At 69.9% G+C, this 24,264-nt stretch carries 19 protein-coding genes and 2 pseudogenes; 12 read left to right on the top strand and 9 right to left on the bottom strand.

The window, feature by feature from the left end:
- Nucleotides 1-5 precede the first annotated feature (5 nt).
- Nucleotides 6-947 (bottom strand): LLM class F420-dependent oxidoreductase, encoded by a 942-nt coding sequence (locus JIG36_RS03040; protein ID WP_203374409.1) that lies wholly within the window; start codon nt 945-947, stop codon nt 6-8.
- Nucleotides 948-1,036: 89 nt separating this feature from the next.
- Here JIG36_RS03040 and JIG36_RS03035 point away from each other — a divergent pair, with 89 nt between their 5' ends.
- A complete protein-coding gene (locus JIG36_RS03035) occupies nt 1,037-1,597 on the top strand; it encodes a TetR/AcrR family transcriptional regulator (RefSeq protein ID WP_203374408.1) in 561 nt (186 codons plus the stop codon).
- A gap of 205 nt (nt 1,598-1,802) precedes the next feature.
- Entirely contained in the window at nt 1,803-2,888 is a 1,086-nt protein-coding gene (locus JIG36_RS03030) for a M15 family metallopeptidase (protein ID WP_307872547.1), read from the top strand.
- A 91-nt stretch (nt 2,889-2,979) separates the two neighbouring features.
- On the opposite strand, the gene paaK is transcribed toward JIG36_RS03030, so the two are convergent.
- Together paaK and JIG36_RS03020 are read right to left on the bottom strand one after the other, a co-directional pair.
- The gene (paaK, locus tag JIG36_RS03025) at nt 2,980-4,239 is read right to left on the bottom strand and encodes a phenylacetate--CoA ligase PaaK (RefSeq protein ID WP_203374407.1); all 1,260 of its coding nucleotides are present in this window, start codon (nt 4,237-4,239) and stop codon (nt 2,980-2,982) included.
- Nucleotides 4,236-5,468: an aminotransferase class I/II-fold pyridoxal phosphate-dependent enzyme gene (locus JIG36_RS03020; RefSeq protein ID WP_307872546.1), complete on the bottom strand. Its 1,233-nt coding sequence runs from the start codon at nt 5,466-5,468 to the stop codon at nt 4,236-4,238. The genes paaK and JIG36_RS03020 overlap by 4 nt, the downstream gene beginning before the upstream one ends.
- 362 nt (nt 5,469-5,830) lie before the next feature.
- Here JIG36_RS03020 and JIG36_RS03015 point away from each other — a divergent pair, with 362 nt between their 5' ends.
- On the top strand, nt 5,831-6,292 hold the full coding sequence (locus JIG36_RS03015; RefSeq protein WP_203374406.1) for a DUF6174 domain-containing protein: 462 nt from the start codon (nt 5,831-5,833) through the stop codon (nt 6,290-6,292).
- Between the two features lie 197 nt (nt 6,293-6,489).
- Here the strand turns inward: JIG36_RS03015 and JIG36_RS03010 are convergent, their stop codons facing one another.
- The 4 genes and pseudogenes from JIG36_RS03010 to JIG36_RS02995 all read right to left on the bottom strand — a co-directional run bounded on the left by JIG36_RS03010 (nt 6,490) and on the right by JIG36_RS02995 (nt 10,354).
- Entirely contained in the window at nt 6,490-8,124 is a 1,635-nt protein-coding gene (locus JIG36_RS03010) for a dihydrolipoamide acetyltransferase family protein (protein WP_203374405.1), read from the bottom strand.
- Nucleotides 8,121-8,528: pseudogene (locus JIG36_RS53865) on the bottom strand (transketolase C-terminal domain-containing protein); the annotation flags it as partial. The pseudogene JIG36_RS53865 and the gene JIG36_RS03010, both read right to left, overlap by 4 nt.
- Before the next feature lie 222 nt (nt 8,529-8,750).
- Nucleotides 8,751-9,254: pseudogene (locus JIG36_RS53860) on the bottom strand (alpha-ketoacid dehydrogenase subunit beta); the annotation flags it as partial.
- Between the two features lie 17 nt (nt 9,255-9,271).
- Nucleotides 9,272-10,354: a thiamine pyrophosphate-dependent enzyme gene (locus JIG36_RS02995; protein ID WP_203374404.1), complete on the bottom strand. Its 1,083-nt coding sequence runs from the start codon at nt 10,352-10,354 to the stop codon at nt 9,272-9,274.
- Between the two features lie 131 nt (nt 10,355-10,485).
- Between JIG36_RS02995 and JIG36_RS02990 the strand changes: the two genes are divergently transcribed.
- The 5 genes from JIG36_RS02990 to JIG36_RS02970 all read left to right on the top strand — a co-directional run bounded on the left by JIG36_RS02990 (nt 10,486) and on the right by JIG36_RS02970 (nt 17,160).
- Nucleotides 10,486-10,926 (top strand): Lrp/AsnC family transcriptional regulator, encoded by a 441-nt coding sequence (locus JIG36_RS02990; RefSeq protein WP_203374403.1) that lies wholly within the window; start codon nt 10,486-10,488, stop codon nt 10,924-10,926.
- A 10-nt stretch (nt 10,927-10,936) separates the two neighbouring features.
- Complete coding sequence (locus JIG36_RS02985; RefSeq protein WP_203374402.1) at nt 10,937-12,202, top strand: PQQ-dependent sugar dehydrogenase; 1,266 nt, start codon at nt 10,937-10,939, stop codon at nt 12,200-12,202.
- Between the two features lie 277 nt (nt 12,203-12,479).
- Nucleotides 12,480-14,183, top strand: a complete 1,704-nt coding sequence (locus JIG36_RS02980; RefSeq protein ID WP_307872545.1) for a glycosyltransferase family 2 protein — start codon at nt 12,480-12,482, stop codon at nt 14,181-14,183.
- Nucleotides 14,180-16,126 carry a radical copper oxidase GlxA gene (gene glxA, locus JIG36_RS02975; RefSeq protein ID WP_203374401.1) on the top strand — a complete coding sequence of 649 codons (1,947 nt, stop codon included), beginning with the start codon at nt 14,180-14,182 and terminating at the stop codon, nt 16,124-16,126. Before JIG36_RS02980 ends, glxA begins: the two co-directional genes overlap by 4 nt.
- Nucleotides 16,126-17,160: a glycoside hydrolase family 6 protein gene (locus JIG36_RS02970; protein ID WP_307872544.1), complete on the top strand. Its 1,035-nt coding sequence runs from the start codon at nt 16,126-16,128 to the stop codon at nt 17,158-17,160. Before glxA ends, JIG36_RS02970 begins: the two co-directional genes overlap by 1 nt.
- 147 nt (nt 17,161-17,307) lie before the next feature.
- On the opposite strand, the gene JIG36_RS02965 is transcribed toward JIG36_RS02970, so the two are convergent.
- Both JIG36_RS02965 and JIG36_RS02960 read right to left on the bottom strand, forming a co-directional pair.
- Nucleotides 17,308-17,694, bottom strand: a complete 387-nt coding sequence (locus tag JIG36_RS02965) for a DUF2255 family protein (RefSeq protein ID WP_203374400.1) — start codon at nt 17,692-17,694, stop codon at nt 17,308-17,310.
- Nucleotides 17,691-19,181 (bottom strand): HAD-IA family hydrolase, encoded by a 1,491-nt coding sequence (locus tag JIG36_RS02960; RefSeq protein WP_203374399.1) that lies wholly within the window; start codon nt 19,179-19,181, stop codon nt 17,691-17,693. Before JIG36_RS02960 ends, JIG36_RS02965 begins: the two co-directional genes overlap by 4 nt.
- Nucleotides 19,182-19,374: 193 nt before the next feature.
- Between JIG36_RS02960 and JIG36_RS51525 the strand changes: the two genes are divergently transcribed.
- The 4 genes from JIG36_RS51525 to JIG36_RS02940 all read left to right on the top strand — a co-directional run bounded on the left by JIG36_RS51525 (nt 19,375) and on the right by JIG36_RS02940 (nt 24,234).
- Nucleotides 19,375-20,853 (top strand): FGGY-family carbohydrate kinase, encoded by a 1,479-nt coding sequence (locus JIG36_RS51525; protein WP_236045493.1) that lies wholly within the window; start codon nt 19,375-19,377, stop codon nt 20,851-20,853.
- Nucleotides 20,850-21,737 (top strand): tagatose-bisphosphate aldolase, encoded by an 888-nt coding sequence (locus JIG36_RS02950; protein ID WP_307872543.1) that lies wholly within the window; start codon nt 20,850-20,852, stop codon nt 21,735-21,737. Before JIG36_RS51525 ends, JIG36_RS02950 begins: the two co-directional genes overlap by 4 nt.
- Nucleotides 21,738-21,813: 76 nt before the next feature.
- On the top strand, nt 21,814-22,791 hold the full coding sequence (locus JIG36_RS02945; RefSeq protein ID WP_203374398.1) for a LacI family DNA-binding transcriptional regulator: 978 nt from the start codon (nt 21,814-21,816) through the stop codon (nt 22,789-22,791).
- Nucleotides 22,792-23,214: 423 nt separating this feature from the next.
- Nucleotides 23,215-24,234, top strand: coding sequence for a zinc-dependent alcohol dehydrogenase (locus tag JIG36_RS02940; protein ID WP_203374397.1), 1,020 nt, complete (start codon nt 23,215-23,217; stop codon nt 24,232-24,234).
- Nucleotides 24,235-24,264: the final 30 nt, after the last annotated feature.

Raw genomic sequence — 24,264 nt, 5'->3', positions numbered from 1 at the left:
GGTCGTCAACCCGCCACCAGCGGGCTGAGCGCCTTTCCGACCGCCGAGACCACGCCGGGGCGGTGGCCGTTGCGGATCAGGTTGATGCAGATGCCGTCGACGCCGGCGCCCAGGATCTTCTCCTGGATCTGCTCGGCGACCTGGTCGGGAGTGCCGAGGAAGGCGCGGTTGCGGCGGTCCTCGGGGATGCTCTCGCCCAGCTCCTTGGCCTCCTGCTCGGTCTCGCCGACCATGCCCATGATCAGGAAGCTGGTCTTGAGCGTGGCCGGGTCGCGGCCGATCTCCTCGCAGCGCTCGCGCAGCACCGAGATCTTGCGCGGCAGGTCGGCCAGGTCGCAGATGATGTTCATGTGGTCGGCGAAGCGCGCGGCCAGCCGGAACGTCTTCTGCTCACCCGAGCCGCCCAGCATGATCGGGATGTTCGGTCGGACGCGCGGGTTGTTCATCGCACCCCGGGCGACATACCACTTTCCCTCGTACGTCGCCTCTTCGCCCTTGAGCATGGGCGCGATGATGTTCAGGGCCTCGTCCAGCCGCTCGAAGCGGTCGGTGAAGGTGCCGAACTCGTACCCCATGTCGTGGTGCTCGCGCTCGAACCAGCCGGCGCCGATGCCCAGCACGGCGCGGCCCTTGGAGACCACGTCGAGGGTCGTCACCGTCTTGGCCAGCATGGCCGGGTTGCGATAGGTGTTGCCGGTCACCAGCGTCGACAGCTGGATCGTCGAGGTCACGCCGGAGAGCGCGCCCAGGGCCGTGTACGACTCGAGCATCGCCTGGTCGGGCGTGCCGATGCCGGGCAGCTGATAGAAGTGGTCCATCACCAGCACCGTGTCGAAGCCGGAAGCCTCGGCCTCCTGGGCCTGCGCCACCACCGTGTCGAAGAGGTTCTCGTTCGGCACACCGGGATAGGTGAAGTTCGGAATCTGGTATCCGAGCCGGATCGTCACTGTTCCTCCGCGACTTCAAGCCAATGTAAGTGGGCTATCACTTGCTAATGTAAGAGCCTACTTACACCGGCGCAAGCGAGGAGGACGGCGTGTCGGCGAAGCAGGGCTACCACCATGGTGACCTCCGGGCCGCCCTGATCGGGGCCAGTTTCGAGCTGCTGGCCGAATGCGGGCCGCAGAAATTCTCGGTCGCCGCCGCGGCCCGCAAGCTGGGTGTGAGCTCGGCCGCGCCCTACCGGCACTTTCCCGACCGGGCCCACCTGCTGAGCGCGGTGTCGGCCGTCGCCGCCCGTGACCTGCGCGCCGAGATCCTGGCCGCCGGGACGGGTCTGCCCGGGGTCGCCGAGGCCTACGTCCGTTTTGTGGCTCGCACCGGCGCCGGCTTTCCGGTCATCTTCGCCGCCGAGCTCTACGCCGTACCCGACGACGAGCGCCGCGAACACACCCGCGCGCTGATGACGACGCTGTTCGACCTCGCGCCCGCCCCCGACCACGCGCGGGCGCTCCTGCTGGTCGAGGCCACCATCGCGGTGGCGCAGGGTTATGCCTCGCTCTACCACGACGGGTTCTTCAGCCGCAGCGCCCACAGCATCGACGACATCGCCGCCCGCGCGGCCGAGGCGGCGGCCGCGCTGGTCCGGCCGGCTTGATCGTCCCGCTGATCCGATCGTTCCGGCGGCCGGTTTTCGTCCGCTGGGCTGATCTCGCGGCGGCTGGTTCGTCCGCTGGTCCGATCGTTCCGGCGGCGGGTTTCGTCCGCTGGTTCCGTCCGCTGGTCTGATCATCTCGGTGGCGCAACCGGGCCGCACCCGCGAGGGCACGGCGTAGCTCCCGCCGCCCCGGAGTCTCTTCCGGGTGACGACACGACAGGAACTCCGACCGGATCCGACGATCCGCCGCCGAGCCCGCCGGGCCATCACCCTTCCGCTCGCGGCGGTCGCCCTCGGCCTGACCGCCCTCGCGGCGCCCGCACCGGCCCAGGCCGCGCCGCCCTCGGTGGCCCAGACCTGGAACACGCTGATGTACCGCAGCCTCACCCGCCAGCAGACCGCCGCCACCCTGCGCACCACCATCGCCGCTCAGCAGCAGACCGTGGTGACCCGCAACTCCGAACTCACCAACGCCACCAACGCCGGCGCTCTCGCCCAGACCCAGCTGACCACCGCCACCACCGCCGACAAGAACGTTCGAGCCCGCGTCACCGCTGCTCAGACCACCCTGACCACCGCCCGGCAGAACCTGGCCAAGGCCGAGAAGAAGAAGCCCCGCAGCAACGCCGCCATCACCAAGGCCAAGAACGCGGTCACGGCCGCCACCAAGACCCTGACCGCGCGCCAGACCGAGGCCAGGACGGCGGCCACCGCCTTGTCCGCGGCGCAGATCAACGCCCGTACGGCCACCGCGACGCTCGCCACCGCGGTCACCAACCGGGATGCCGCCGCGGCCGCCGTCGTGGTGACCCAGCAGAAGCTGACGGTCCTGCCGACCGCCTACTCGCTGCAGACCCAGGCCACCGCCCTCGGCCGCGACGTGGTCACCCAGTCCCGCCCCACGTTCGCGGTCGCGGACACCGTGCAGGTCTACGGCATCACCGTGCACCGCAGCGTCGCGTACGCCTTCAAGCGCATGCTCGACGACGCCCGGGCCAACGGCGTCGTGCTCTCCGGGGGTGGTTTCCGCACCAAGGAGCGCCAGATCCAGCTGCGCAAGAGCAACGGCTGCCCCGACGTCTGGACCGCGCCGTCCTCCTCCTGCCGCGTGCCCACGGCCATTCCGGGCCGCTCGCTGCACGAGCTCGGCATGGCCATCGACATCAGCCAGAACGGCAAGACCCTGAGCCGCAACACCACCGGCTTCAAGTGGCTGCAGGCCCACGCCTCCGCGTACGGCTTCATCAACCTGCCGTCCGAGCCGTGGCACTGGTCCATCACCGGCGGCTGACAAAGCTTCACCTCTGCCGGCAGCTCCATCGCCGGCGGCTGATAGGCGCTGGGCGCCTCGCGAACAATGCGAGGCGCCCAGAATGCGTTTCTCAGCGGCGGTTGTCGACGATCCGCCGGGCCTTGCCTACGGAACGTTCCAGGCCGTCGGGCGGGAGGATCTCGACCGCCGCGGTGACGCCGATCGAGTTCTTGATGAGGGCGGCCAGCTCGCGGCCGTCCGGGGTGGCGTCCGGCCGGGACTCGACGCGGACGGTCAGTTCGTCCATGCGGCCGGGGCGGGTCAGGACGCACTGGTAATGCGGGGCCAGGCCGGGGATCCGCAGGATCAGTTCCTCGATCTGGGTGGGGAAGACGTTCACCCCGCGCACGATCATCATGTCGTCGGTGCGGCCGGTGATGCGTTCCATGCGGCGCATGGTGCGGGCCGTGCCGGGGAGCAGCCGGCTCAGGTCCCGGGTCCGGTAACGGATGATCGGCATGGCCTCCTTGGTCAGCGAGGTGAAGAGCAGCTCACCCTCGTCGCCGTCGGGCAGCACCCGGCCGTCGGCGGGGTCGACGATCTCGGGATAGAAGTGGTCCTCCCAGACGTGCAGACCGTCCTTGGTCTCCACGCACTCGGCGGCCACGCCCGGGCCGATCACCTCGGACAGGCCGTAGATGTCGACCGCGTCGATGCCCAGCCGCGACTCCATCTCGGTGCGCATGTCCTCGGTCCACGGCTCGGCGCCGAAGATGCCCACCCGCAACGTCGTGCCGTGCGGATCGAGGCCCTGCCGCTCCATCTCGTCCACAATGGTCAGCATGTAGCTCGGCGTCACCATGATGATGTCCGGCTCGAAGTCGGCGATCAGGCGGACCTGTCGCTCGGTCATGCCGCCGGACACCGGTATCACGGTGCAGCCCAGGCGTTCCGCGCCGTAGTGCGCGCCCAGGCCACCGGTGAACAGCCCATAGCCGTACGCCACGTGGACCCGGTCGCCGGGACGCCCGCCGGCCGCCCGGATCGAACGCGCCACCACGTCGGCCCACATGTCGAGGTCGGCCTGGGTGTATCCGACCACCGTGGGGCGGCCGGTGGTGCCGCTCGACGCGTGGATGCGGGCGATCCGGTCGCGTGGCACGGCGAACATGCCGAACGGGTAGGTCTCCCGCAGGTCCTGCTTCGTGGTGAACGGGAAGCGGGACAGGTCCTCGAGGGTCCGGCAGTCCTCGGGGCGTACGCCGGCCTCGTCGAACTTGCGGTGGTAGAGCGGCACATTCTCGTACGCGTGCCGCAGCGTCCACTGCAGACGGCCGAGCTGGAGGGCGCGCAACTCGTCGCGGGACGCGGTCTCGATGGGCTCGGTCATGACGGGCGCCGTTGCTGGGGTATCGCGGGCCGCAGCGCGCCGTCGCGGGCCAGTTCGCTCAGCACGGCGTTGAGGTCGTCGACGTGTTGCTCGGTGTGCGCGGCGGTCAGCTGGACCCGGAACCCGATCTCGTCGCGCGGCACACCCGGATACGGCGCGAGCGTCACGTACTGGCCGGCCGCCCACAGCCGCTCCGACACGTCGATCAGGTCGTGATCTTCGGAGATGGGGATCTCGACCACCGGTGTGTCATGCACGTTGAGTGTGTGCACACCCATTCCCCGTACGTGGGCAAGCAGTTTCGCCGTCAGCCGGTAGAGGTGGGTGCGCAGTTCGTCGCCGCGCTTCTCGTTGACATCGAGCCCGGCCATCACCGTCGCCAGCGATGCCACCGGTGACGGGCCCGAGTACAGGTAGGTCGGGGCGTCCACCTTGAGCTTGTTCTTCACCGCGGTCGGCAGGGCCAGATAGGCCAGCAACGACGAGTACGCCTTGGAGAACCCGCCGACGAGGATGACGTTGTCGTACGTTTCGCCGCTGTGCTTGACGATGGCGTTGCCGCGCATGCCGTACGGGGAAGCTTCGACCGCGCTGCGCTCACCGATGACCCCCATGCCATGCGCGTCGTCGACGTAGAGCGTCGCGTCGTACTGGCGGCACAGGGCCGCATACCGCTTCAGGTCCGGGATGTCACCGGTCATGCTGTTCACGCCGTCCATGCAGACCATGACCGGGCGGGCCGTGGCCTCCTTGAGGTGGCGTTCCAGCTCATCCAGTTCGCCGCTGCGGAACCGGCGCATGGTGGCGCCCTGGCCGCGGGCGAAAACGCAGCCGTCGTAGATAGTGCGGTGGGCCCGGCTCTCCATGATGAGCGTGCCCTGGCCGATCAGGGCCGGGATGACCCCGAGGTGGATCTGCGAGATGGTCGGGAGCAGCAGCACGTCCTCGGCGCCGAGCAGTTCGGTCAGCCGCTCCTCGAGTTGCGGATAGAGCCGGGGGCTGCCGAGCATGCGCGACCAGCTCGGGTGGGTTCCCCAGCGGCGAAGCTGCGGCTCGACCGCCTCGATCACTTCTTCGTCCAGGTCGAAGCCCAGGTAGTTGCAGGAAGCCCAGTCCACAAGCCAGTCCTGGCCGATGCGAATCCGGCGCCCGTCGATCTCCTCGATGACGGCGTCGTACATCCGGCTGTTGACTCGGAGGTCTTCGATGTCATGGGTTTGGGCCGGCACTTCGTACCCCTTTCACGCTTCTAGATCATCAAAGGCCGTACCCCAGAGATCGTCGACGAACCGGAATCGTCAGATCGATCCCATTCCCATTGCCACGTTGGTCTTTTGGCGGTCTTGATCGCCGTTTGACCGTCTTAGGGTTTTTGATCAGCCTGCGGAACCGGCCGGAGTCCGGGCCTTCGACGGCGTGCGGAACCGGCTTGGTTCCGGGCCTTTGATCTGCGTGCGGAACCGGCTGGGTTCCGAGCCTTTGATCTGCGTGCGGAACCGGCTGGGTTCCGGGCCCCTTGCCCGGCACGCGGAACCCGGCCCGCCGCACGGCCTTCGAAGACGCCATGACCTTTCCTGTACGCCGGTGGGCCGTGGCTTTTTCTGTCCGCCTGGGCGCTTCTCCCGTACGGCGGTGGGCCGCAGCCGCGGCGACCGTGGCCGTTCTCGCCGGGTGTGGCGGACGGGCCGAACCCGCCGCTCCCGTGGCCTGGACGGAACCGGCCGCCTACACGTACGTCCTCGAATCGTCCTGTGGCGAGCGCGCCCTGATCGGCCGGTTCCGCATCACGGTCGAGAAGGGCGCCGTGGCCGGGGCCGTGGGTCTCGACGAACCGGGCCGGCAGATGGTGGAGACCGGCCGCAGCGAGCCCATCCCGTCCGTGGGCATGCTGATCGACCAGCTCAACGACGCCCGCGTCGCCGGAGCGCACGAGGCCGACCTGGAGACAGGCGCCGACGGCGTCCCCACCCGCATCACGATCGACCCGGAGAAGAACGCCGTCGACGACGAATCCTGTTATGCCATCAGCGATCTGACGCCGAAGGCGGGTTGAGTTACAGCCGTGCATTTGCCGTGGCCGGGTTGAGTCACAGTCGCGTGATGGCCATGGCCGGGTTGAGTTACAGCCGTCATTTGCCGTGGCCGGGTTGAGTCACAGTCGCGCGATGGCCGTGGCCGGGTTGAGTTACAGCCGTCATTTGCCGTGGCCGGGTTGAGTCACAGTCGCGCGATGGCCGTGGCCGGGTTGGGTCAGAGGCGCGCGATGGCCGACGCCGGGTCCTCGATGGCGTCGGCCACGCTGCGCATGAAGCCGGCCGCCGTCCCGCCGTCGCACACCCGGTGGTCGAACACGAAGCTCATCTGCGTGATTTTGCGGACGCAGATCTGGCCGTCCACCACCCACGGGCGGTCCAGGATGCGGCCGAAACCGAGGATCGCCACCTGCGGGTGGTTGATGATGGCGGCGCTGCCGTCAACTCGGAAGCCACCGTAATTGTTCAGCGTGAAGGTGCCGCTGCCGTGCACCGTGCCCTCCCGCGCGTCCTCGGTCACCCGCCGGATCTCCCGGTCGAGCCCGGCCGTGGTCATCGCCCCGGCGTCGGTGACCGCGGGAACGACCAGACCCCGCTTCCCCTGTACGGCGATGCCCAGATCGATGCGTTCGAGCTGCACGATTTCCTGGCGTTCGGTGTCCACTCGCGCATTCAGCACCGGGAACTCGCGCAGCGCGGCCACCGTGAAACGCGCAAGATAGGCCAGGATGCCCGGCCCCGGACGTGTCGCTTCGCGCAGCTCCCACAGCCGGGTGGCGTCGACATCCACCCAGACCGTCGCCTCGGGAATCTCGGAGCGACTGCGCGTGAGCGCCGCCGACACCGCCTTGCGGAACCCGGTGAGCGGAATGCGCGTTTCCCCCGCAACGGCCGCAGCCGAAGTGTTGCTCGCGCCGTTCACTGCACGAGGTGTGTCTTGCCATGTGCGCGGAGCGCCGTTCAGTGCGTGCGACGCGCCGTTCAGTGCACGTTCGAGTTCGCGCGAAACGTCAGCGCGCACGATCAGACCGCCAGGCCCGCTCCCGTCGACTGCGCTCAGGTCGACGCCGCCCTCCTGAGCAAGCCGGCGCACAAGCGGCGACACGACAAGCGGCACACGGGCCCGCGCAGACCGTGCGTTTTGCGCGGGTGCGGGTTGCGCGTTTTGGAGCGGTGTGGACTGCACGTTTTGCTCAGGTGTGGGTTGCGCGTTTTGGAGCGGTGTGGACTGCACGTTTTGCTCAGGTGTGGGTTGCGCGTTTCGGGGCGGTGCGGACTGCATGTTTTGCTCAGGTGTGGGTTGCGCGTTTCGGGGCGGTGCGAACTGTGCGTTTTGCGCGGGTGCGGTTTGCGCTTTTTGCGACGGCGCGGACTGAGCGTTTTGCGCGGGTGCGGGTTGCGCGTTTTGCGGCAGCGCGGACTGCGCGTTCTGCGCGATGGTGTTCGTGGACTGCGCGTTCTTGGCTGTCGGCGCGGACGCGGCGGGTGTCACGGATGCGCGCGGGCGGCGGCGACGGCCGGGAACCGAGGAGGCACCCGGCGTTCCGTAGCCGATCAGGACGTTGCCGGAACCGGCGCGCTCCTCCTCGCGGTATGTCTCGGCCGGCGTCTCCGCGAACTCGACCGTCAGCAACGGCTTGCCGACCTCGAGCACCGACCCCTCGGGCGCGTGGCGGGTGGAGACCTTGCCCGCGTAAGGCGTCGGGACTTCGACGAGCGACTTGGCCGTCTCCACCTCGACCACGGGCTGGTCCACGGCCACGGTCTCGCCCTCGGCGACCAGCCACCGCACGACTTCCGCCTCGGTCAGGCCCTCGCCCAGGTCGGGCAGCCGGAACACCTGGCCGCTCACGATTCCTCCCACTGCAGGTCGTCGACGGCGTCGAGGATGCGGTCGACGCCGGGCAGGTGCAGGTGCTCGTACTTCGGCGGCGGGTAGGGGATGTCGAAGCCGCTCACCCGGCGGATCGGCGCCGCCAGGGAGTGGAAGCAGCGCTCGGTGACCCGCGCGACGATCTCGGACGACACGCTCGCAAACCCGGACGCCTCGGCCACCACGACGGCTCGCCCGGTCGAACGCACCGCCGCGCACACCGTCTCGTCGTCGAACGGCACGATCGAGCGCAGGTCGACCACCTGCAGGCTGCGCCCCTCCCGGTCGGCGACCTCGGCCGCCTCCAGAGCCACGGGCACGCTCGGCCCGTACGCGATGAGGGTCGCGTCCGTCCCCTCGCGCCGCACCACCGCCCGCCCGATCGACGACACCGGTGTCAGCCGCGCTTCCGCCTCGTGCCCTGCCACCGCTCGCCCGCTCGAAGACGCCGGTGTCAGATGCGCCTCCGTCTCGTGCCCTTCCACCGCTCGCCCGCTCGAAGACGCCGGTGTCAGACGCGCTTCCGTCTCGCGCCCCTCCATCGCTCGCCCGCTCGACGACACCGGTGTCAGCTGCACCTCTTCCTTGGCCCAATACAGCTTCTTGGGCTCGAGGAACACGACCGGGTCGGGCGACGCGATCGACTCGCGCAGCAGCGTGTACGCGTCGCCGGGGGTCGACGGTGCGACCACGTGCAGGCCGGGCGTGTGCGCGTAGTAGGACTCGGACGAGTCGCAGTGATGCTCCACGCCGCCGATCCCACCCGCGTACGGGATCCGGATGACCATCGGCAGCGCCACCCGGCCCCGGGTGCGGTTCCGCATCTTGGCCACGTGGCTGACGATCTGCTCGAAGGCCGGGTAGGCGAACGCGTCGAACTGCATCTCCACGACCGGCCGCATGCCGTTCATCGCCATGCCGACGGCCACCCCGACGATCCCGGACTCGGCCAGCGGCGTGTCGAAGCACCGGTCCTCGCCGAACTCGGCCGTGAGCCCGTCGGTGACCCGGAAGACGCCGCCGAGCGCGCCGACGTCCTCGCCGAACACGACCACGGTGTCGTCCTCGGCCATCGCGTCCCGCAGGGCCCGGTTGAGCGCCTGCGCCATGGTGAGCTTCTCGTGTGTCATCCCAGCGCCCCTTCCCGGGCGAGTTCGTCGGCCAGCTGTGCCTGCTGTTCGCGCAGCTGCGGGGTGGGTGTCGCGTAGACGTCGGCGAACAGGCGGGCCGGGTCGGGTTCGATGTCGCGGTTGAGACCGTCGCGCAGATGAGCGGCCACCTGCTCGGCCTCGTCCGCCATCGCCGCCATCTCGGCCGCCGGCAGGTCGAGGTGGCGGGTCAGCCGGGTGATCGGATCGCGCTCGACCCACGCCTCGACCTCGGCGTCGGTGCGGTAGCGGGTGGCGTCGTCGGCGTTGGTGTGCGCCTGCATCCGATAGGTGTGCGCCTCGACCAGCTGCGGGCCCTCGCCGTCCCGGGCCCGCGCCACCGCCTCACCCAGCACCGTGAGCAGCGCGGCCACGTCGTTGCCGTCGACCCGCTCGCCGGGGATGCCATAACCGATTCCCTTGTACGCCAGGGAGGGCGCCGCCGTCTGCCGGGCCAGCGGCACGCTGATCGCATACTCGTTGTTCTGGATCAGGAACACCACCGGGGCGCGCAGCACGGCGGCGAAGTTCAGCGCCTCGTGGAAGTCGCCCTCGCTGGTGCCGCCGTCGCCGCACAGCGCCATCACCACGGTCGGCTCGCCGCGCAGGCGGGCGGCGTGCGCGACCCCGACCGCGTGCGGCAGCTGGGTGGCCAGGGGAGTGGCGTGCGGTGCGACCCGGTGCTCGTACGGGTCCCAGCCGCAGTGCCAGTCGCCCTTGAGCAGGGTCAGCGCCTCGACCGGGTCGACGCCCCGGCCGACCGCGGCCACGGTGTCGCGGTAGGTCGGGAACAGCCAGTCGCCGTCGTCGAGCACCTGGGCGGCCGCGACCTGACACGCCTCCTGCCCGTGGGAGGACGGGTAGACGGCCAGCCGGCCCTGGCGGACCAGCGCGTACGCCTGGTCGTTGAGCCGCCGGGCGGTGATCAGCGAGGCGAGGGCCCGGCGCAGGTCGGCGTCGGACGGGAAGGTGCGCCCGGAGTCGGCGACGGGGTGGCCGTCGATGCCGATCAGGGTCACAGGGGTGGCCGAGGGCAGAAGGTGGTGTGCGTCACCTGTCATGGGGTCATGCTCGTTGCGTTGCCATTTGGATTCCAGTGCTGGCCCGGAACCGAGAAGATGTACGTCGGATAGCCTGTTTCCGGAGCCGAACGTCCAGCGATCACGGTTCGCGGGGCGGGGAGGGAAGACAAGTGGCCGACGCCGTCGACGAGATCGACCGGCAGATCCTGGCCGAGCTCACCCGCGACGGGCGCCTGTCGATGCGCACCCTGGCCGAGCGGCTGCACATCTCGCGGGCCAACGCCTATGCCCGGGTCGAGCGACTGCGCACGGCGAAAGTGATCCGTGGCTTCCGCGCGGACGTAGATCCCGTTGCGGCGGGGCTCGGCACCACGGCGTACGTGACGGTGAACCTGAATCAGGCCGAGTGGCGCGACGTGGCCGAACGGCTGCGCGCGCTGCCCGGCGTCGTGCACATCGCGCTGGTCGGTGGCGAGTTCGACGTGATCATGCTGGTGCGGGCCGAGGACAACAACGCGCTCGGACGCCTGGTGCTCGACGAGATCCAGGGTATGCCGGGCGTGGTGAACACGCGGACGCTGCTGGTCTTCGAAGAGGCGGAACCGGGGTAAGGAGGCACGGATGAGATCGATCGTGCAGGGGGCGCTCGCCGTCGGACTGGTGGCGGGGCTGGCGGCCTGTTCCGCCGACGAGCCGGCCGCCGCGCCCGCGAGGCAGACCGTGACACCGTCGGCCGCGGTCGAGGTGCCGGCCTTGGTCGAGACCAAGGTCGAGGGCGGCGGGGACGACCCGGTCAAGGCCCCTCCCGGGTGGACGGTCAGCGTGTGGGCCGAGGTGCCGGGCGCGCGGCTGCTGGCCTGGACCCCGGACAAGCGGCTGCTGGTGTCGCGTCCCGAATCGGGCGACGTACTGGTGCTCGATCAGCAGGGACAGCAACAGCCGCTGGTCGAGGGCCTGAACCAGCCGCACGGGCTCGCTTTCGACGGCGACACGCTCTATGTGGCCGAGAGCGATCAGGTCGATTCTTTCGCGTACGCGGCAGGCCAGGTGAGCGGCAAGCAGGTCGTCATCGACAACCTGCCCGACGACAAGAGCCCCGAGCTGGGCGGCAAATATGCCCACGCCCTCAAGAGCGTCGCCGTGGGCGAGGACGGCTCGATCTACGTGTCGATCGGCTCGACCGGCAACATCTCCGAGGAGGATCGCGACGCCTCGCCGGAGCGCGCCGCTATCCTCCGCAAGTCGCCGCAGAAAGAGGTCGAGACGTTCGCGCGCGGCGTGCGCAACGGCACCGGGCTGGCGATCGACCCCGACGGCGGCGTGTGGACGGCCGTCAACAACCGCGACAACATCGCCAACCCGAAGAACGGCGACGTCGAGGAGTCGTACGTCAACGACCACCCGCTCGAACCCCTGGCCCGGCTCACCCCGGGCCGCGACCTCGGCTGGCCGTACTGCAACCCCGACCCCGACCTGAGCAGCGGGGAGATCAGTTACACCGAGCGCCCGTTCGTGCGTGACGTGCAGACCAACCCGGACGGCGAGAAGCTGGACTGCTCGAAGCTGAAGCCCTCCGAGCAGGGCATGGGCGCGCACTCGGCGCCGCTGGGCATGAGCTTCGCCTCGGACCTCCCGGGCGGCTACGGCGACGGCGCGCTGGTCGGTATCCACGGCTCGTGGAACCGCAATCCGCCCCGCCCGCCCGAGGTCTCGTTCTTCGCGTGGCGCGACGGCACCCTCGGCCCGCAGCAGACCCTGCTCACCGGCTTCCAGCGAGAGGACGGCTCGCGGTGGGGCCGGCCGGTGATGGCGGTGAAGGGCCCGGATGGCGGCATTTATGTCAGCGACGATCAGGCCGGGGTGATTTATCGCGTCGCCTCGTCCTGAACTGTGAAGGGTCGGGCTGCGTACGGCAATTGCCCGGCCCTTCCCTTTGCTCCCGATCATCACTGAATGTAATCAGTGAAGTTGATCACAGCCCCTCACGGGCTTCGCCTCTCACCGCTACTGTGCGACGTCTAGTTACCTTTGCGTTCGCTGTTAACGCTGGTCAGACGCCAGTAGCACGTTGCGGCGATGACACACAGTGATTACGACCGTGTTGCCAACCGGCGCCGGTCGACATCACTGAGAGTCATCGTTGTCGAGAGGACGAGGAAGCACCGTGATCCCCGCGCCCCGGTACGACTACGACGCCTACAGCGGCCTCGCCGGCCCCGCGACACCCGCGCCGGACGAGGCCGGGCCGACCGCCATGCGCCGCCTGGCCGGCCGCCGCCCGGTCGGCAACATCGCGATCACCCTGTTCGCGTTCGCGTTCGAGGCCACGTTCGTGACCTGGCTGCTCAGCTCGGTCGCGGTGCCCGACCGCTCGCTGCACCCGGTGCTGCACGCCGCGACCTGGTTCATGATCGTCGCGACCCTGCTGATCGAGGTGTTCCGCCTGGTCAATGTGGTCACGCTCTGCCTCGCCACGATCTGGGCCCGCGATCCCCAGCCGCTCACGCCCGACCCTGACCTGCGGGTCGCGTTCCTGACCACGATCGTGCCCGGCAAGGAGCCGATCGACATGGTCGAGCGCACCCTGGAGGCCGCGACCAAGGTGCGCCACGAGGGCAAGTACGACGTCTGGCTGCTCGACGAGGGCGACGACGACGAGGTCAAGGCCATGTGCGAGCGCCTCGGCGTGCGCCACTTCACCCGCAAGGGCCGCCCTCTCGACAACACCCCGGCCGGCGCGTTCAAGGAGAAGACCAAGCACGGCAACTACAACTCGTGGCTCCGCAAGCACGGCAGCGAGTACGACGTGTTCGTCTCGGTCGACCCCGACCACGTGCCGCTGCCCAACTTCTGCGAGCGGCTGCTCGGCTACTTCCACGACCCCAAGGTCGCCTTCGTGGTCGGCCCGCAGATCTACGGCAACTACGACAACATCGTGACCCGCTGGGCCGAGTCGCAGCAGTACCTGTTCCACTCGCTGCTGCAGCGGGCCGGCAACCGGTTCGGCGCGGCCATGCTGGTGGGGACCAACAACGCCGTACGGATCGAGGCTCTGCGCGAGATCGGCGGCATCCAGGACTCGATCACCGAGGACATGGCGACCAGCCTCGCCCTGCACGCGGCCGGCTGGCGCTCCGTCTACACCCCCGACGTGCTGGCCGTGGGTGAGGGCCCGTCCTCCTGGACCGACTACTTCAGCCAGCAGTACCGCTGGTCGCGTGGCACCGACGAGGTCGCCGTGGCCAAGTTCGCGCGGATGATCCCCAAGCTCGGCGCCCGGCGCACCCTGTTCTACGGCCTGCTCATGTCGTACTACCCGCTGACCGCGCTGGCCTGGATCCTCGGCGCCATCAACGCCACCTGCTATCTGGTGCTGGGCGCCAAGGGTGTGCAGGTGCCGCAGCAGGTCTGGTTGATGCTCTACGTCGACGCCGCGCTCTTCCAGTTCCTGCTCTACCTCTGGAACCGGCGCCACAACGTGAGCCCGCACGAGGAAGCCGGCTCGTCCGGTCTGGCCGGCATGCTCGTCTCGACGCTGTCGACACCGGTCTACGTGTCCGCGTTCCTGTCGGCCGTGCTGCGCCGCCCGGCCCGCTTCGTGGTCACCCCCAAGGGTGAATCGGCCAGCCCGGACGGGGTCACGACGTTCAAGCACGGGCTGCGCTGGGCCGCGTTCTACGCCGTCCTGCTGATCGCGGCGCCGTTCGCCGGCCACGTCGACGGCTTCATGTGGCTCTGGCCCGCCCTCAACGTGATCATCTGCCTGACCCCGCCGGTCGTCTGGCTGGCGCATCGCAAACGCGCCACCGCCCCCGTTGTCCAGGTCGAAGAAGTCAAGATCGAAGAGCCCGTGGAGACGTACGCATGACGCCCCGCCCCCGCCCGACTCTCGCCCGACGCCTGGCCAGTGGCCTGGTCGCCCTGGCCGTCCTGACGGTGGTGGCGGTGGTGAACCGGCCCATGGTCGCGTTCGGCGCCGACGCCTACCACACGTTCTCGATCAACCGGCAGTCCTACAAGGAGCAGTACGGCCACTGGGCCAGGCTGCCGGTGCCGGCCGGTTTCCAGGTCAACGCCATCCACGCCGCGCTGCTCAACACCGGCAAGGTGCTGATCATCGCGGGCAGCGGCAACAACCGGGAGAACTTCGAGGCGGGCACGTTCCGCACGATCCTGTACGACCCCGCCGGTGACGTGTTCACCGAGGTGCCGACCCCGACCGACGTCTTCTGCGCCGGGCATACGTTCCTGCCCAACGGCAACCTGCTGATCGCCGGCGGCACCAAGACGTACGAGGTGCTCGAGGGTGACATCACCAACGCGGCCGGCGTCATGAAGATCAAGAACGAGTCGGCCACGGCCGGTCCCCGTACGTTCCCGAAGGGCACCCGCCTCGAATCGCCGACCGGTTTCGTCTACGAGACCCGCGACGACGTGACCGTGCCCGCCGCGTACCAGATGAACCACGGCGGCATCCCGATGCAGCACGCCGGCGAGGCCGAGGTGTGGGTCGACGCCATGCTGCCCGGCAACTCGCCGATCGTGGACAAGCCCGCCCAGTACAAGATCCAGGGTCTGACCGGCGTCGACACGAACAACCTGTACGGCGTCTCCGACAAGATCACCCGGGAGAAGCAGGAGTACGGCGGCGACAACACGTCGTACGAGTTCGACCCGGTCGCCGAGAAGTACATCCGCACCGGCGACATGGTGAAGAGCCGCTGGTACCCGACCCTGGCCGAGATGCCCGACGGTGACGTGCTGGCCGTCTCCGGCCTCGACGAGTTCGGGCGCATCCTGCCCGGTGACAACGAGAAGTACCTGCGCGCCGAGAAGAAGTGGGTGGCCGCACCCGAGCTGAAGCGTTACTTCCCGACCTACCCGGCGCTGCACCTGATGTCCGACGACCGGTTGTTCTTCTCCGGCTCCAACTCGGGCTACGGCAGCGACACCGAAGGCCGTACACCCGGGCTCTGGAACCTGAAGGACAACACCTTCGAGGTGGTGCCCGGGCTGGCCGACCCGCGGATGACGGAGACGAGCTCGTCGGTGCTGCTCGCTCCCGCCCAGGACCAGAAGGTCATGATCTTCGGCGGCGGTGAGGTGGGGGAGTCGCCGGTCTCGACCGCCCGCACGGCCATCGCCGACCTCGACACGGCCAACCCGATCTACGAACCCGGCCCCGACCTGCCCGAGCCGGCGCGGTACCTGAGCACGGTGCTGCTGCCCGACGACACCGTATTCACCACGGGCGGCTCGTCCGGGTACCGCGGGGGCCCGTACGGAGGAAAGCCGCGCAGCGATCTGTTCAACTCGCAGATCTATGTGCCGTCGTCGAACTCGTTCGCCACCGCGGCCGAGTCGACCGTGGGCCGCAACTACCACTCCGAGGCGATCCTGCTGCCCGACGGACGGGTCATCACGCTCGGCAGCGACCCGCTCTACGACGTGACCGGCAAGAACCCCGGCAGCTTCGAGAAGCGCATCGAGGTCTACAGCCCGCCCTACCTGTTCCAGGGCAAGCGGCCGGTCCTCACCGGTGGGCCTACCACGGTGAAGCGGGGGACGACGGTAACGTTCTCGACGGACAGCACGAACGTGCAGCGCGCCCGCCTCGTGCGGCCCAGCGCGGTCACCCACGTCGTCGACGTCGACCAGCGGTCGGTCGCGGTCGACATCAAGCCCTCGGAGGACGGATTGGCGATCAGCATTCCCGAGAAGAAGGGCCTCGTGCCCTCCGGCTGGTACATGCTCTTCGTCGTCGACGACAAGGGCGTGCCCTCGGTCGCCCGGTGGGTGCAGGTCGCGTAGTGGCTCGTCATCGCGTCGCCCGGCGGCGGGGTCTGCTCGTCGTCGCGGCCGGCCTGGTCGGGGTGCTGACCGCGGCCTGGTTCGTGGTCCGGTCGCTGTCCGACTCGCCGGCTTCCGAAGCCGACCTGCCGCACGCCTCGCCCGGGCCGTACAAGCCGTCCCTCTACGTCGAGCCGGCCGGACCCGCCGTCGACCAGGTCAGGACGTACGAATCGGAGGGCCGCACCGCCGAGGCCACCGCCATCCGCAAGATCGCGGACCGCCCGGTCGCGGCCTGGTTCGCCGACGAGACCACCGACCCGGCCGCCCGCGCCCGCGACCTGGTCACTTCGGCCGCCGTCGCGGGCAAGATCCCGGTGCTGACCCTCTACCGCATCCCCCAGCGTGACTGCGGCAGCCACTCCGGCGGCGGCGCGACCACCCCCGCCGAATACTCGGCCTGGATCGGCTCGATCGCCGCCGCCATCGCCGGCCACCGAGCGATCGTGATCGTCGAACCCGACGCGGTGGCCCAGGCCGTGCAGGGCTGCCTGAACGAGACCGAACGGGTTCAGCGCTACAAGCTGCTCGGCCAGGCGATCGACAAGTTTTCGGCCAACCCGCAGGTCTCGGTCTACCTGGACGGCGGCAACCCGAGCTGGATCACCGACACGACCCGGATGGGCGACGCGCTCAAGAGGGCCGGAGTCGCGCGGGCCGACGGTTTCGCGCTGAACGTGGCGAACTTCGAAACCACCGAGGCCAACATCGACTATGGGACCCGGCTCTCCAAGAAGCTGGGCGGCTCCCGTTTCGTGGTGGACACAAGCCGCAACGGCAACGGCCCCGCCCCGAAGACCGACTACGACGGCCACTGGTGCAATCCGCCGGGCCGAGCCCTGGGCGACGCGCCGACCCTGCAGACCGGCCACAAGCTGGTAGACGCCTTCCTCTGGATCAAGCGTCCCGGCGAGTCCGACGGCGCCTGCGGCGACGGCGCCCCCGAGGCCGGAAAGTGGTGGCCGAAGTACGCCTTGGAGCTGGCCCGCGGTTGACGCGCGTCTCATTCCCGGTCGTCCCTTAGTACGGCTCCTGTCCAAGGCCCGCCCTACCAGGGGGACCACCACCCTAGCCCCCATTGTTTCGCGTTTGGGTGATCTTGGGGTGGGGGCCTGTGGACAACGCGGAATTGTGGACAACGGTTACCGGGTCGGGCTGAGGCGTAGCGTGGTCGAAGCCGCGGCGTCGTTGACCATCTGGCCTACGGAGCCGCCGCCGTAGCGGGCGTATTTGGCTCGGTAGGCGTCGTCGATTGCTGTGCGGAGGGAGGCCTCGGTGTCCATGTCGGTCACGAGCACGTCGACCTCCAGGCCGGGGACTCGGATGCGCGCCCGGCCCGACGCCACCGCTTGGCCGAACCAGCCGGTGTCGCGGCGGTACCACGTGCGCACGAAGATCTGGTCGGCGGCTCGGACGACCCAGATCGGCGTCCAGCGGAGCAGGGTGCCGTCGGCGCGGCGGGCGGCGATCTCCAGCTCGTCGGACTTGTCGACCGTGGCCAGTTGCTCGGTGGACCAGCTATCCGTCATGCCGCCCAGTCTGCCTTCACCTCGATCCGGATGCCGTTTCCGGTGGTGGCGACGCGCAGGCGGTCCAGGCCGTCGACGATCAGGTCGGCCTCCTTCAGCTCGTCGGCGAACGCGGTGCCGGTGACGGCCAGGACGGTGCAGCCGGCGGCGCGGGCCGAGCGGACTCCGGCCGGGGCATCCTCGACGGCCAGGCAGCGGGCCGGGTCGACACCCAGGCGTCGGGCGGCGAGGGCGAAGGGCTCCGGGTCCGGCTTCCCCACCCGTACGTCGTCCGCCGTCACCATCACCTCGGGGGCGCTCAGACCGACGGCGTGCAGGCGGGCGGTGGCCAGGGTTCTCGAGCCGGACGTGACGACGGCTCGGCGTGACGCGGGGACGGCGGCGAAGAACTCCCCGGCGCCGGGGAGGGAGCGGGCCGTGGGGGCGTCGGCGATCTCGATCTCGAGGATGCGGGCCAGGCCTTCCTCCGTACGCTCCGGGGGCAGCAACAGGGTCATGAGGGCGCGAGCCGGCCGTCCGTGATTTTGGGCGACGAGCTCGGTGTCGACGCCCATCTCCTCGGCGAAGCGGCGCCACGAGCGCAGCACCGACGCCGTCGAATCGGCCAGTGTTCCGTCCAGGTCGAACAGCACGGCGTCGAAGTCGCGCTCGAACAGGCCGGGAGCCGGGGCCTGCTGAGATCCGGCGGTGTCCTCCGAGGGCCGCGGAACCGCGACGGCGGTTGAGACCGCGGGGTTGGGCGCGGCGTCGGCGTGGTGTGGCGCGATGACACCGGGGCGCGGTGCGGCATCGGCGGCCTGCGGCGAGGCACCAGCGGGGTGTGGCGCGGCCTCGACGGGCTGTGGTGCGGCGTCGGCGGGGTGCGTTGTGGCACCTGCGGGGTGCGGCGCGGCGTCTGTGGGGGAGCGCCGCGGGGCGGTGTCGATCGGGGATCGGACGTTCAGGGCGACCAGCGCGCGCATCAGTTGCTGGTCTGTGGTCAGTTCGGCGTCCAGCTCGATCACGGGGACGGCGGGCGGGGTGTAGGGCTCGGGGACGCGGTGGTTGTCGCGCGTCTCGGTGCGGTGGGCCCGGCGGGCGGCCAGCAGGTCGTCGGAACCGTTGAGATGGATCATCTGGAGGTCGTCGCCGGTGGCGTCGCGCAACAGGTTCCACTCGGGGCCGCCGCGCAGCTCGGCCGTGAAGGGGGCCACCAGCACGAGACGGCCGGCCGTGGCGACGATGTCGCGGGCCGCGGCGTGCAACGCGGCGTATCGGCCCTCACGAATGGCGGCGGCGTGCGGCGAGGCCAACCAGTGGCCGCCCAGTGCGTCCGGCGGAAGGTGGTCCAGCAGCGGATTCGTCACCGAGTCGAGGTCGAGCAGGGGAGCGGACAGGACCGTCGCCAAGGCCCGGCCCAGGGTCGACTTGCCGCTGCCGGCCGTGCCGGAGACGGCGACGACGAGTCGTGCGGGCGGTTGACAATCTGCCGAGGAACGCCACATCATGTGCGTCATGTTACCGGTGTCATGGTCAATCAAGACACCGGTGACATGATCTGATTTCGAAGCGATCGAAAGGCGGCCGCGGGAGTTCGCGGCAGGCCGGTCGTGCAAAGGCGAATGGCGAGGCACCGGCGTCACGACCAAGCGTGACACCGGTGACATAGGCAGACTTTCAGCGGCTAGGAGAACGCCCGTGATGGATCCGGCACGGCTGGTCGCGGGCATCGACCTGGGCAGCACCGGGCTCAAGATGCTCGTCACCGACGAGGCGGGCCTCGAGATCGGCTCGGCCCAGGTGGCGACGCCCTGGCGGTCGGGGCCGGGCGGCACGACCGAGATGGACGCGTCCGTGCTGCTCGCTGCCGTCCGCACGCTCGTGACGACGGCCGCGCGCCGCGTCGCCGAGGTGACCGACGCGCCGATCGAGGCCGTCGCGCTGGCCGGCATGGGCGAGACGGGAATGCTGGTCGACGCCCACGGCGTTCCGGTCGCCCCGGCCTACGCGTGGTTCGACCCCCGCGGCGCCGAGCAGGCCGCGGCGTTCCCGGCCCGGATCCGCGCCGACTTCGCCGGCCGCACCGGACTGCCGCTGGGCGCGCAAGTCAGCGTGGCCAAGCTCGCCTACCTGCGCGACCAGGGGGTGCGGCTCGAGGCGACCCGGTGGCTCAACCTGCCCGAGTTCGTCGCGGCGGCGCTCGGCGGCGAACCGGTCAGCGAATATTCCCTGGCCTCCCGGACCGGCCTGCTCGACCAGGACACCGGCCTGCCGTGGACGGACATGCTGCACGTCCTCGGGGTAACCGACGCGTTCCTCCCGCGGCTGGTCCACGCGGGCACGCCGATCGGTGTCACCGGTGTCATCGGCGGCGAAAGCGCGCTGCACGGCGGAAACGCGTTCGGCGGCGCGAACGGGCTGCACGGCGGAAACGCATTCGGCGGCGCGGGCGTGTTCGGCGGCACAGGCGAGGCCGGAGACGTGCCCGAGAACCTGCGGGGCGCCCTCCTTACGATCGCCGGCCACGACCACCTGGTCGCGGCCGAGGCGACCGGCGGCCTGCCCGCGAGCCACTACCACGTCTCGATGGGCACGGCCGAGGTCCTGCTCCGGGTGATCGACGCCCCGCTCGGCTTCGAGGCCCGCGGCCGCCTGGCCGAATACTTGATCAACGAGGTACGCCACGTCGTCCCGGGCAAGCACGTCCTCGTCGCCGGCGTGAAGACCGGACTGCTGCTGCGCCGCGTCCTGCAGACGGCCGGCATCCACGACCGGGCCGGGCGCGACCGGCTCGACGCGGCCGCGATGGACATCCCGTACGCGGGAACTCTGCCCCCGGACGCCATCGAGGTCTCCGGCGCCCGCAACGACGACGGGGTTCTCAAACTCACCGTCCGCACGGATGGCGTCAGCCCGGCCGAAGTGTTCGGCGCCGTCCTGCGGCACAGCAACGACGAGATCCGCCTGCTGATCGACGCCATGGACGCCGAGCTCCCCCCGGCCACCACCTCCACCCTCACCGGCGGCTGGACCGGCATGGCGGCCGTACGCCGCGCCCGCGAGCAGGTCCTGCCCGCGATGACCGCCTCGACCCGCGAACAAGAGACCGCGTACGGCGCCACCCGCGCCGCCGCCCGACTGCTGAGCACCATCCCACCGAAGATTGGAACCGCACCGTGAACACGCTGACCACCCTCGAACGGCGCGGCATGTCCGCGATCTCCACCCCGGGCGGCCGGATGCTCATCGTCGCCGCCGACCAGCGCAACGGCATGAAGGCCGCGATGAAGGACGCCCCCGGCGGTCCCGACTCGATCAGCACCGCCGAGCTGGCCGAGGCCAAGGCCGACCTGCTGCGCTACCTCGCCAACAACGCGCCCGCGATCCTGCTCGACCCCGAGGTCGCGCTGCCGGCCGTGGTCGACGACGGCGTGCTGGCCCGCAACACCTCGCTCGTGGTCGGCATGGACGCCTCCGGTTACGAGACCGTCGACGGCCTGCGGTACGCGCGGTACGTGCCCGGGATGACGGCCCGCCGCGTACGGGAACTCGGGGGTGACGTCGCCAAGATGTTGTGGCACACCCGGCCCGATCTGCAGGGCTCGGACTCCCGGGTCGCCGAGGAGATGCGCGAGCTGGTCGCCGCCTGCGCCGACGAGGGTCTGCTGCTCATCGTCGAGCTGCTCACCTATCAGCTCAAGGGGGAGAGCGAGGAGGAGTACGCGGCCAAGTTCGGTCAGTTGGTGGCCGACGGCGCCAAACTGGCCGTGGAGTGCGGGGCCAAGGTGCTGAAGCTGCAGTACCCAGGCTCGGCCGAGGGCTGCCAGGCCGTCACCGCCGCCGCCAACGGCGTGCCGTGGGCCGTCCTGTCGGCCGGTGTCGACCACGAGACGTTCCTCGGTCAGGTCGCCACCGCGATGGCCAACGGGGCGAGCGGCGCCATGGCCGGGCGGTCGCTGTGGAAGGACAGCCTTTCGGTGTCGCACGACCTCCGCAAGGATTACCTGACCAAGCGGGCCCTGCCGCGACTGCACGAACTCGCCGAGGTGGTGGACGGGGCGTAACTGGCGAAGCGCCGCGGCGGTTCCGATATGCTGCGGCGGCGCTGACGGACCTGCGGAGGTGACCACCATGGCGACCATGCGAGATGTTGCCGCCCGCGCCGGCGTGTCGGCGAAGACGGTGTCCCGTGTGTTCAACGAGGACCCGCACGTGCTTCCCGAGACGCGCGCCCACGTCGAGCAGATCATGCGGGAGCTCAACTACGTCCCGAACATCCTGGCCACGACGTTCCGGTCGGGCAAGTCGTCGGCGATCGGGGTGGCCGTGCCCGACGTCGTCGACCCGTTCTTCGCCGCGATCGCCCGGGCGGTCGACGACGTCGCCCGCAAACGGGGTGTGGCCACGCTGCTCACCAATCTGGGCGACGAACCGGTGCGGGAACGGGACGTGCTGGAGTCGTTGCTCAGCCGGCGTCTGGCCGGGCTCATCGTGGCGCCGATCAGCGGCGACCACTCGTGGCTGAAACGCTGGACCGAGACCACGCCGGTGGTGTTCGTCGACCGCTCGCCGGTCGGGCTTCCGGCCGACATCTTCACCGACGACGACGAGGCCGGCGGCTACCTGGCGACCGCTCACCTCATCGGGCACGGACACCGGCGGATTGCGTACGTCGGTGACCGGTTCCACCTGTCGACCGAAGTGAACCGCCTGGCCGGTTACCGCCGGGCCCTCACCGAGGCGGGCATCCCGCTCGACCAGGAGCTCGTCGCCCCGTACGTGAACGATCGTGACTCGACCCAGGCCGCGGTCGTCCGGCTGATGGCGCTGCCGGACCGGCCGACCGCGGTGTTCTCGTCGAACGCGCGCAGTTCCATGCTGCTGTTGCACGTGTTGCCGGAAGACACGGTCGCGGTGGTCGGCTTCGGCGACTTCCCGATGGCCGACCTGTTGCGGCCGGCCCTGACCGTCGTCGACCAGGACCCCGACCAGATCGGGCTGCTCGCGGCCAACCGGGTGTTCGAGCGCGCCGACCACCCGAAGCGGCGGTTCAAGCGCAACAACATCCTGGACGTGACGCTGATCGAGCGCGAGTCCTGCAAGGTGGCCAAGCCCTAACGCCCGTACGCAGTCGCCGGCCGCACCCGGCCGGCGATGTGTGCTGCCCATCGTCGAACCGCTGCGGTGCCCGTGGGTCAGCACCCGCGGTGCGCCCTCGGTCATCGTCCCGTCGAGGCTTGTGACGGGCGGTGGATCACGGCTATGTCACCGATGTCATGCAGATCAAGAAATAGCCATGACACCGGTGACAAACACCGGTGACATGCCCTACTGTGCGTTTCAAACGAGTTAACAAGTGGCCCCGCTCACAGGCCAAGAAACAGCAAGCGAGCAGGTCAGCGAGCAGCGAGCAAGCAGGCCGGCAGGCGGCAAGCGAGCGGATCAGCAAGCGGTTCGGCAACGAGCCGGCGAGCGGGCCACCGAGCAAGCACCGAACACGGAACGACACAACATCACGGAACAGGTCACGGAGGAGTTCGCATGACTGCACACGCCGCTCGCCGGGCCGTCGTCACCGCGCCCGGCCAGGTCGAGATCCGGCCCGCCGAGGCGCCCCGCCCGGAGGCCGGCCAGGTCGTCGTCCGCATGCGGATGGTCGGCATCTGCGGTTCCGACGTCCACGCCTTCCACGGCCGGCACCCGTTCGTGTCGCTGCCCTACAGCCCCGGCCACGAGATCTACGGCGTGGTCGAGGCGGGCGAGGGCTTCGAGCCCGGCACCCGGGTCGCGGTCGAGCCGATCCTGGCCTGCGGCGACTGCAAATACTGCCGGGACGGTCGCTACAACCTCTGCGCGACCATGACGTTCTTCGGCTGCACCACCGAGCTCGGCGGCCTGGCCGACTTCCTCGTCGTCCCGGCCGACCGCGTGATTCCCCTGCCCGACGAGGTCACCGAACTCGCGGCCGTCCTCGTCGAACCGCTCTCCACCCCCGTCCACGCCGTCCGGCTCGCCGGGCCGGACCTCACCGGTAAGACCGTCGCCATCCTCGGCGCCGGCACCATCGGCCTGCTCACCCTGGTCGCCGCCCGGCATGCCGGCGCGGCCCGGATCGCCGTCAGCGATCTCAGCCCGGCCAAGCGGGAACTGGCCCGCGAGCTCGGCGCCGACTCCGTGCACGACGCGGCGTCGCCGTCGATGGTCCAGGACATCCGGGACGATCTCGGCACCAGCGCGGACGTCGTCTTCGACTGCGTGGCCGTGCAGAACACCGTCGACCAGGCCATGGCCATCGCCGTCAAGGGCGGCACGGTCGTGATCGTCGGCGTTCCCGCGGCGCCGGTCACGGTTCCCCTGCCCGAGATCCAGGACCTGCAGGTACGGATCCAGGGCAGCGCCACCTACACCCGCGAGGACATCGAGCAGGCCGTCGCCCTGCTCGCCTCGGGGGCGGTCGACCCCGAGCGGATCGTCACCGTCCAGTACCCCCTCGACCAGATCGCCGAGGCGTTCGACGCCGCCTGCAGCGGCCGCCACGTCAAGGTCGTGGTCACCGCATAACAAGCAGCACAAGACGCCGTACGGAAAGCC

The sequence above is a fragment of the Paractinoplanes ovalisporus genome, from assembly GCF_016834655.1.
GTDB lineage: Bacteria > Actinomycetota > Actinomycetes > Mycobacteriales > Micromonosporaceae > Actinoplanes > Actinoplanes ovalisporus.
This window is presented reverse-complemented; position numbering and strand designations above follow the sequence as displayed.

Coding starts and splice junctions, on each gene's coding strand:
- glxA (WP_203374401.1), top strand. CDS start 14,180: ATGACGCCCCGCCCCCGCCCGACTCTCGCCCGACGCCTGGCCAGTGGC.
- JIG36_RS02985 (WP_203374402.1), top strand. CDS start 10,937: ATGAGATCGATCGTGCAGGGGGCGCTCGCCGTCGGACTGGTGGCGGGG.
- JIG36_RS02940 (WP_203374397.1), top strand. CDS start 23,215: ATGACTGCACACGCCGCTCGCCGGGCCGTCGTCACCGCGCCCGGCCAG.
- JIG36_RS02995 (WP_203374404.1), bottom strand. CDS start 10,354: ATGACAGGTGACGCACACCACCTTCTGCCCTCGGCCACCCCTGTGACC.
- JIG36_RS02965 (WP_203374400.1), bottom strand. CDS start 17,694: ATGACGGATAGCTGGTCCACCGAGCAACTGGCCACGGTCGACAAGTCC.
- JIG36_RS51525 (WP_236045493.1), top strand. CDS start 19,375: ATGGATCCGGCACGGCTGGTCGCGGGCATCGACCTGGGCAGCACCGGG.
- JIG36_RS02945 (WP_203374398.1), top strand. CDS start 21,814: ATGCGAGATGTTGCCGCCCGCGCCGGCGTGTCGGCGAAGACGGTGTCC.
- paaK (WP_203374407.1), bottom strand. CDS start 4,239: ATGACCGAGCCCATCGAGACCGCGTCCCGCGACGAGTTGCGCGCCCTC.
- JIG36_RS02960 (WP_203374399.1), bottom strand. CDS start 19,181: ATGATGTGGCGTTCCTCGGCAGATTGTCAACCGCCCGCACGACTCGTC.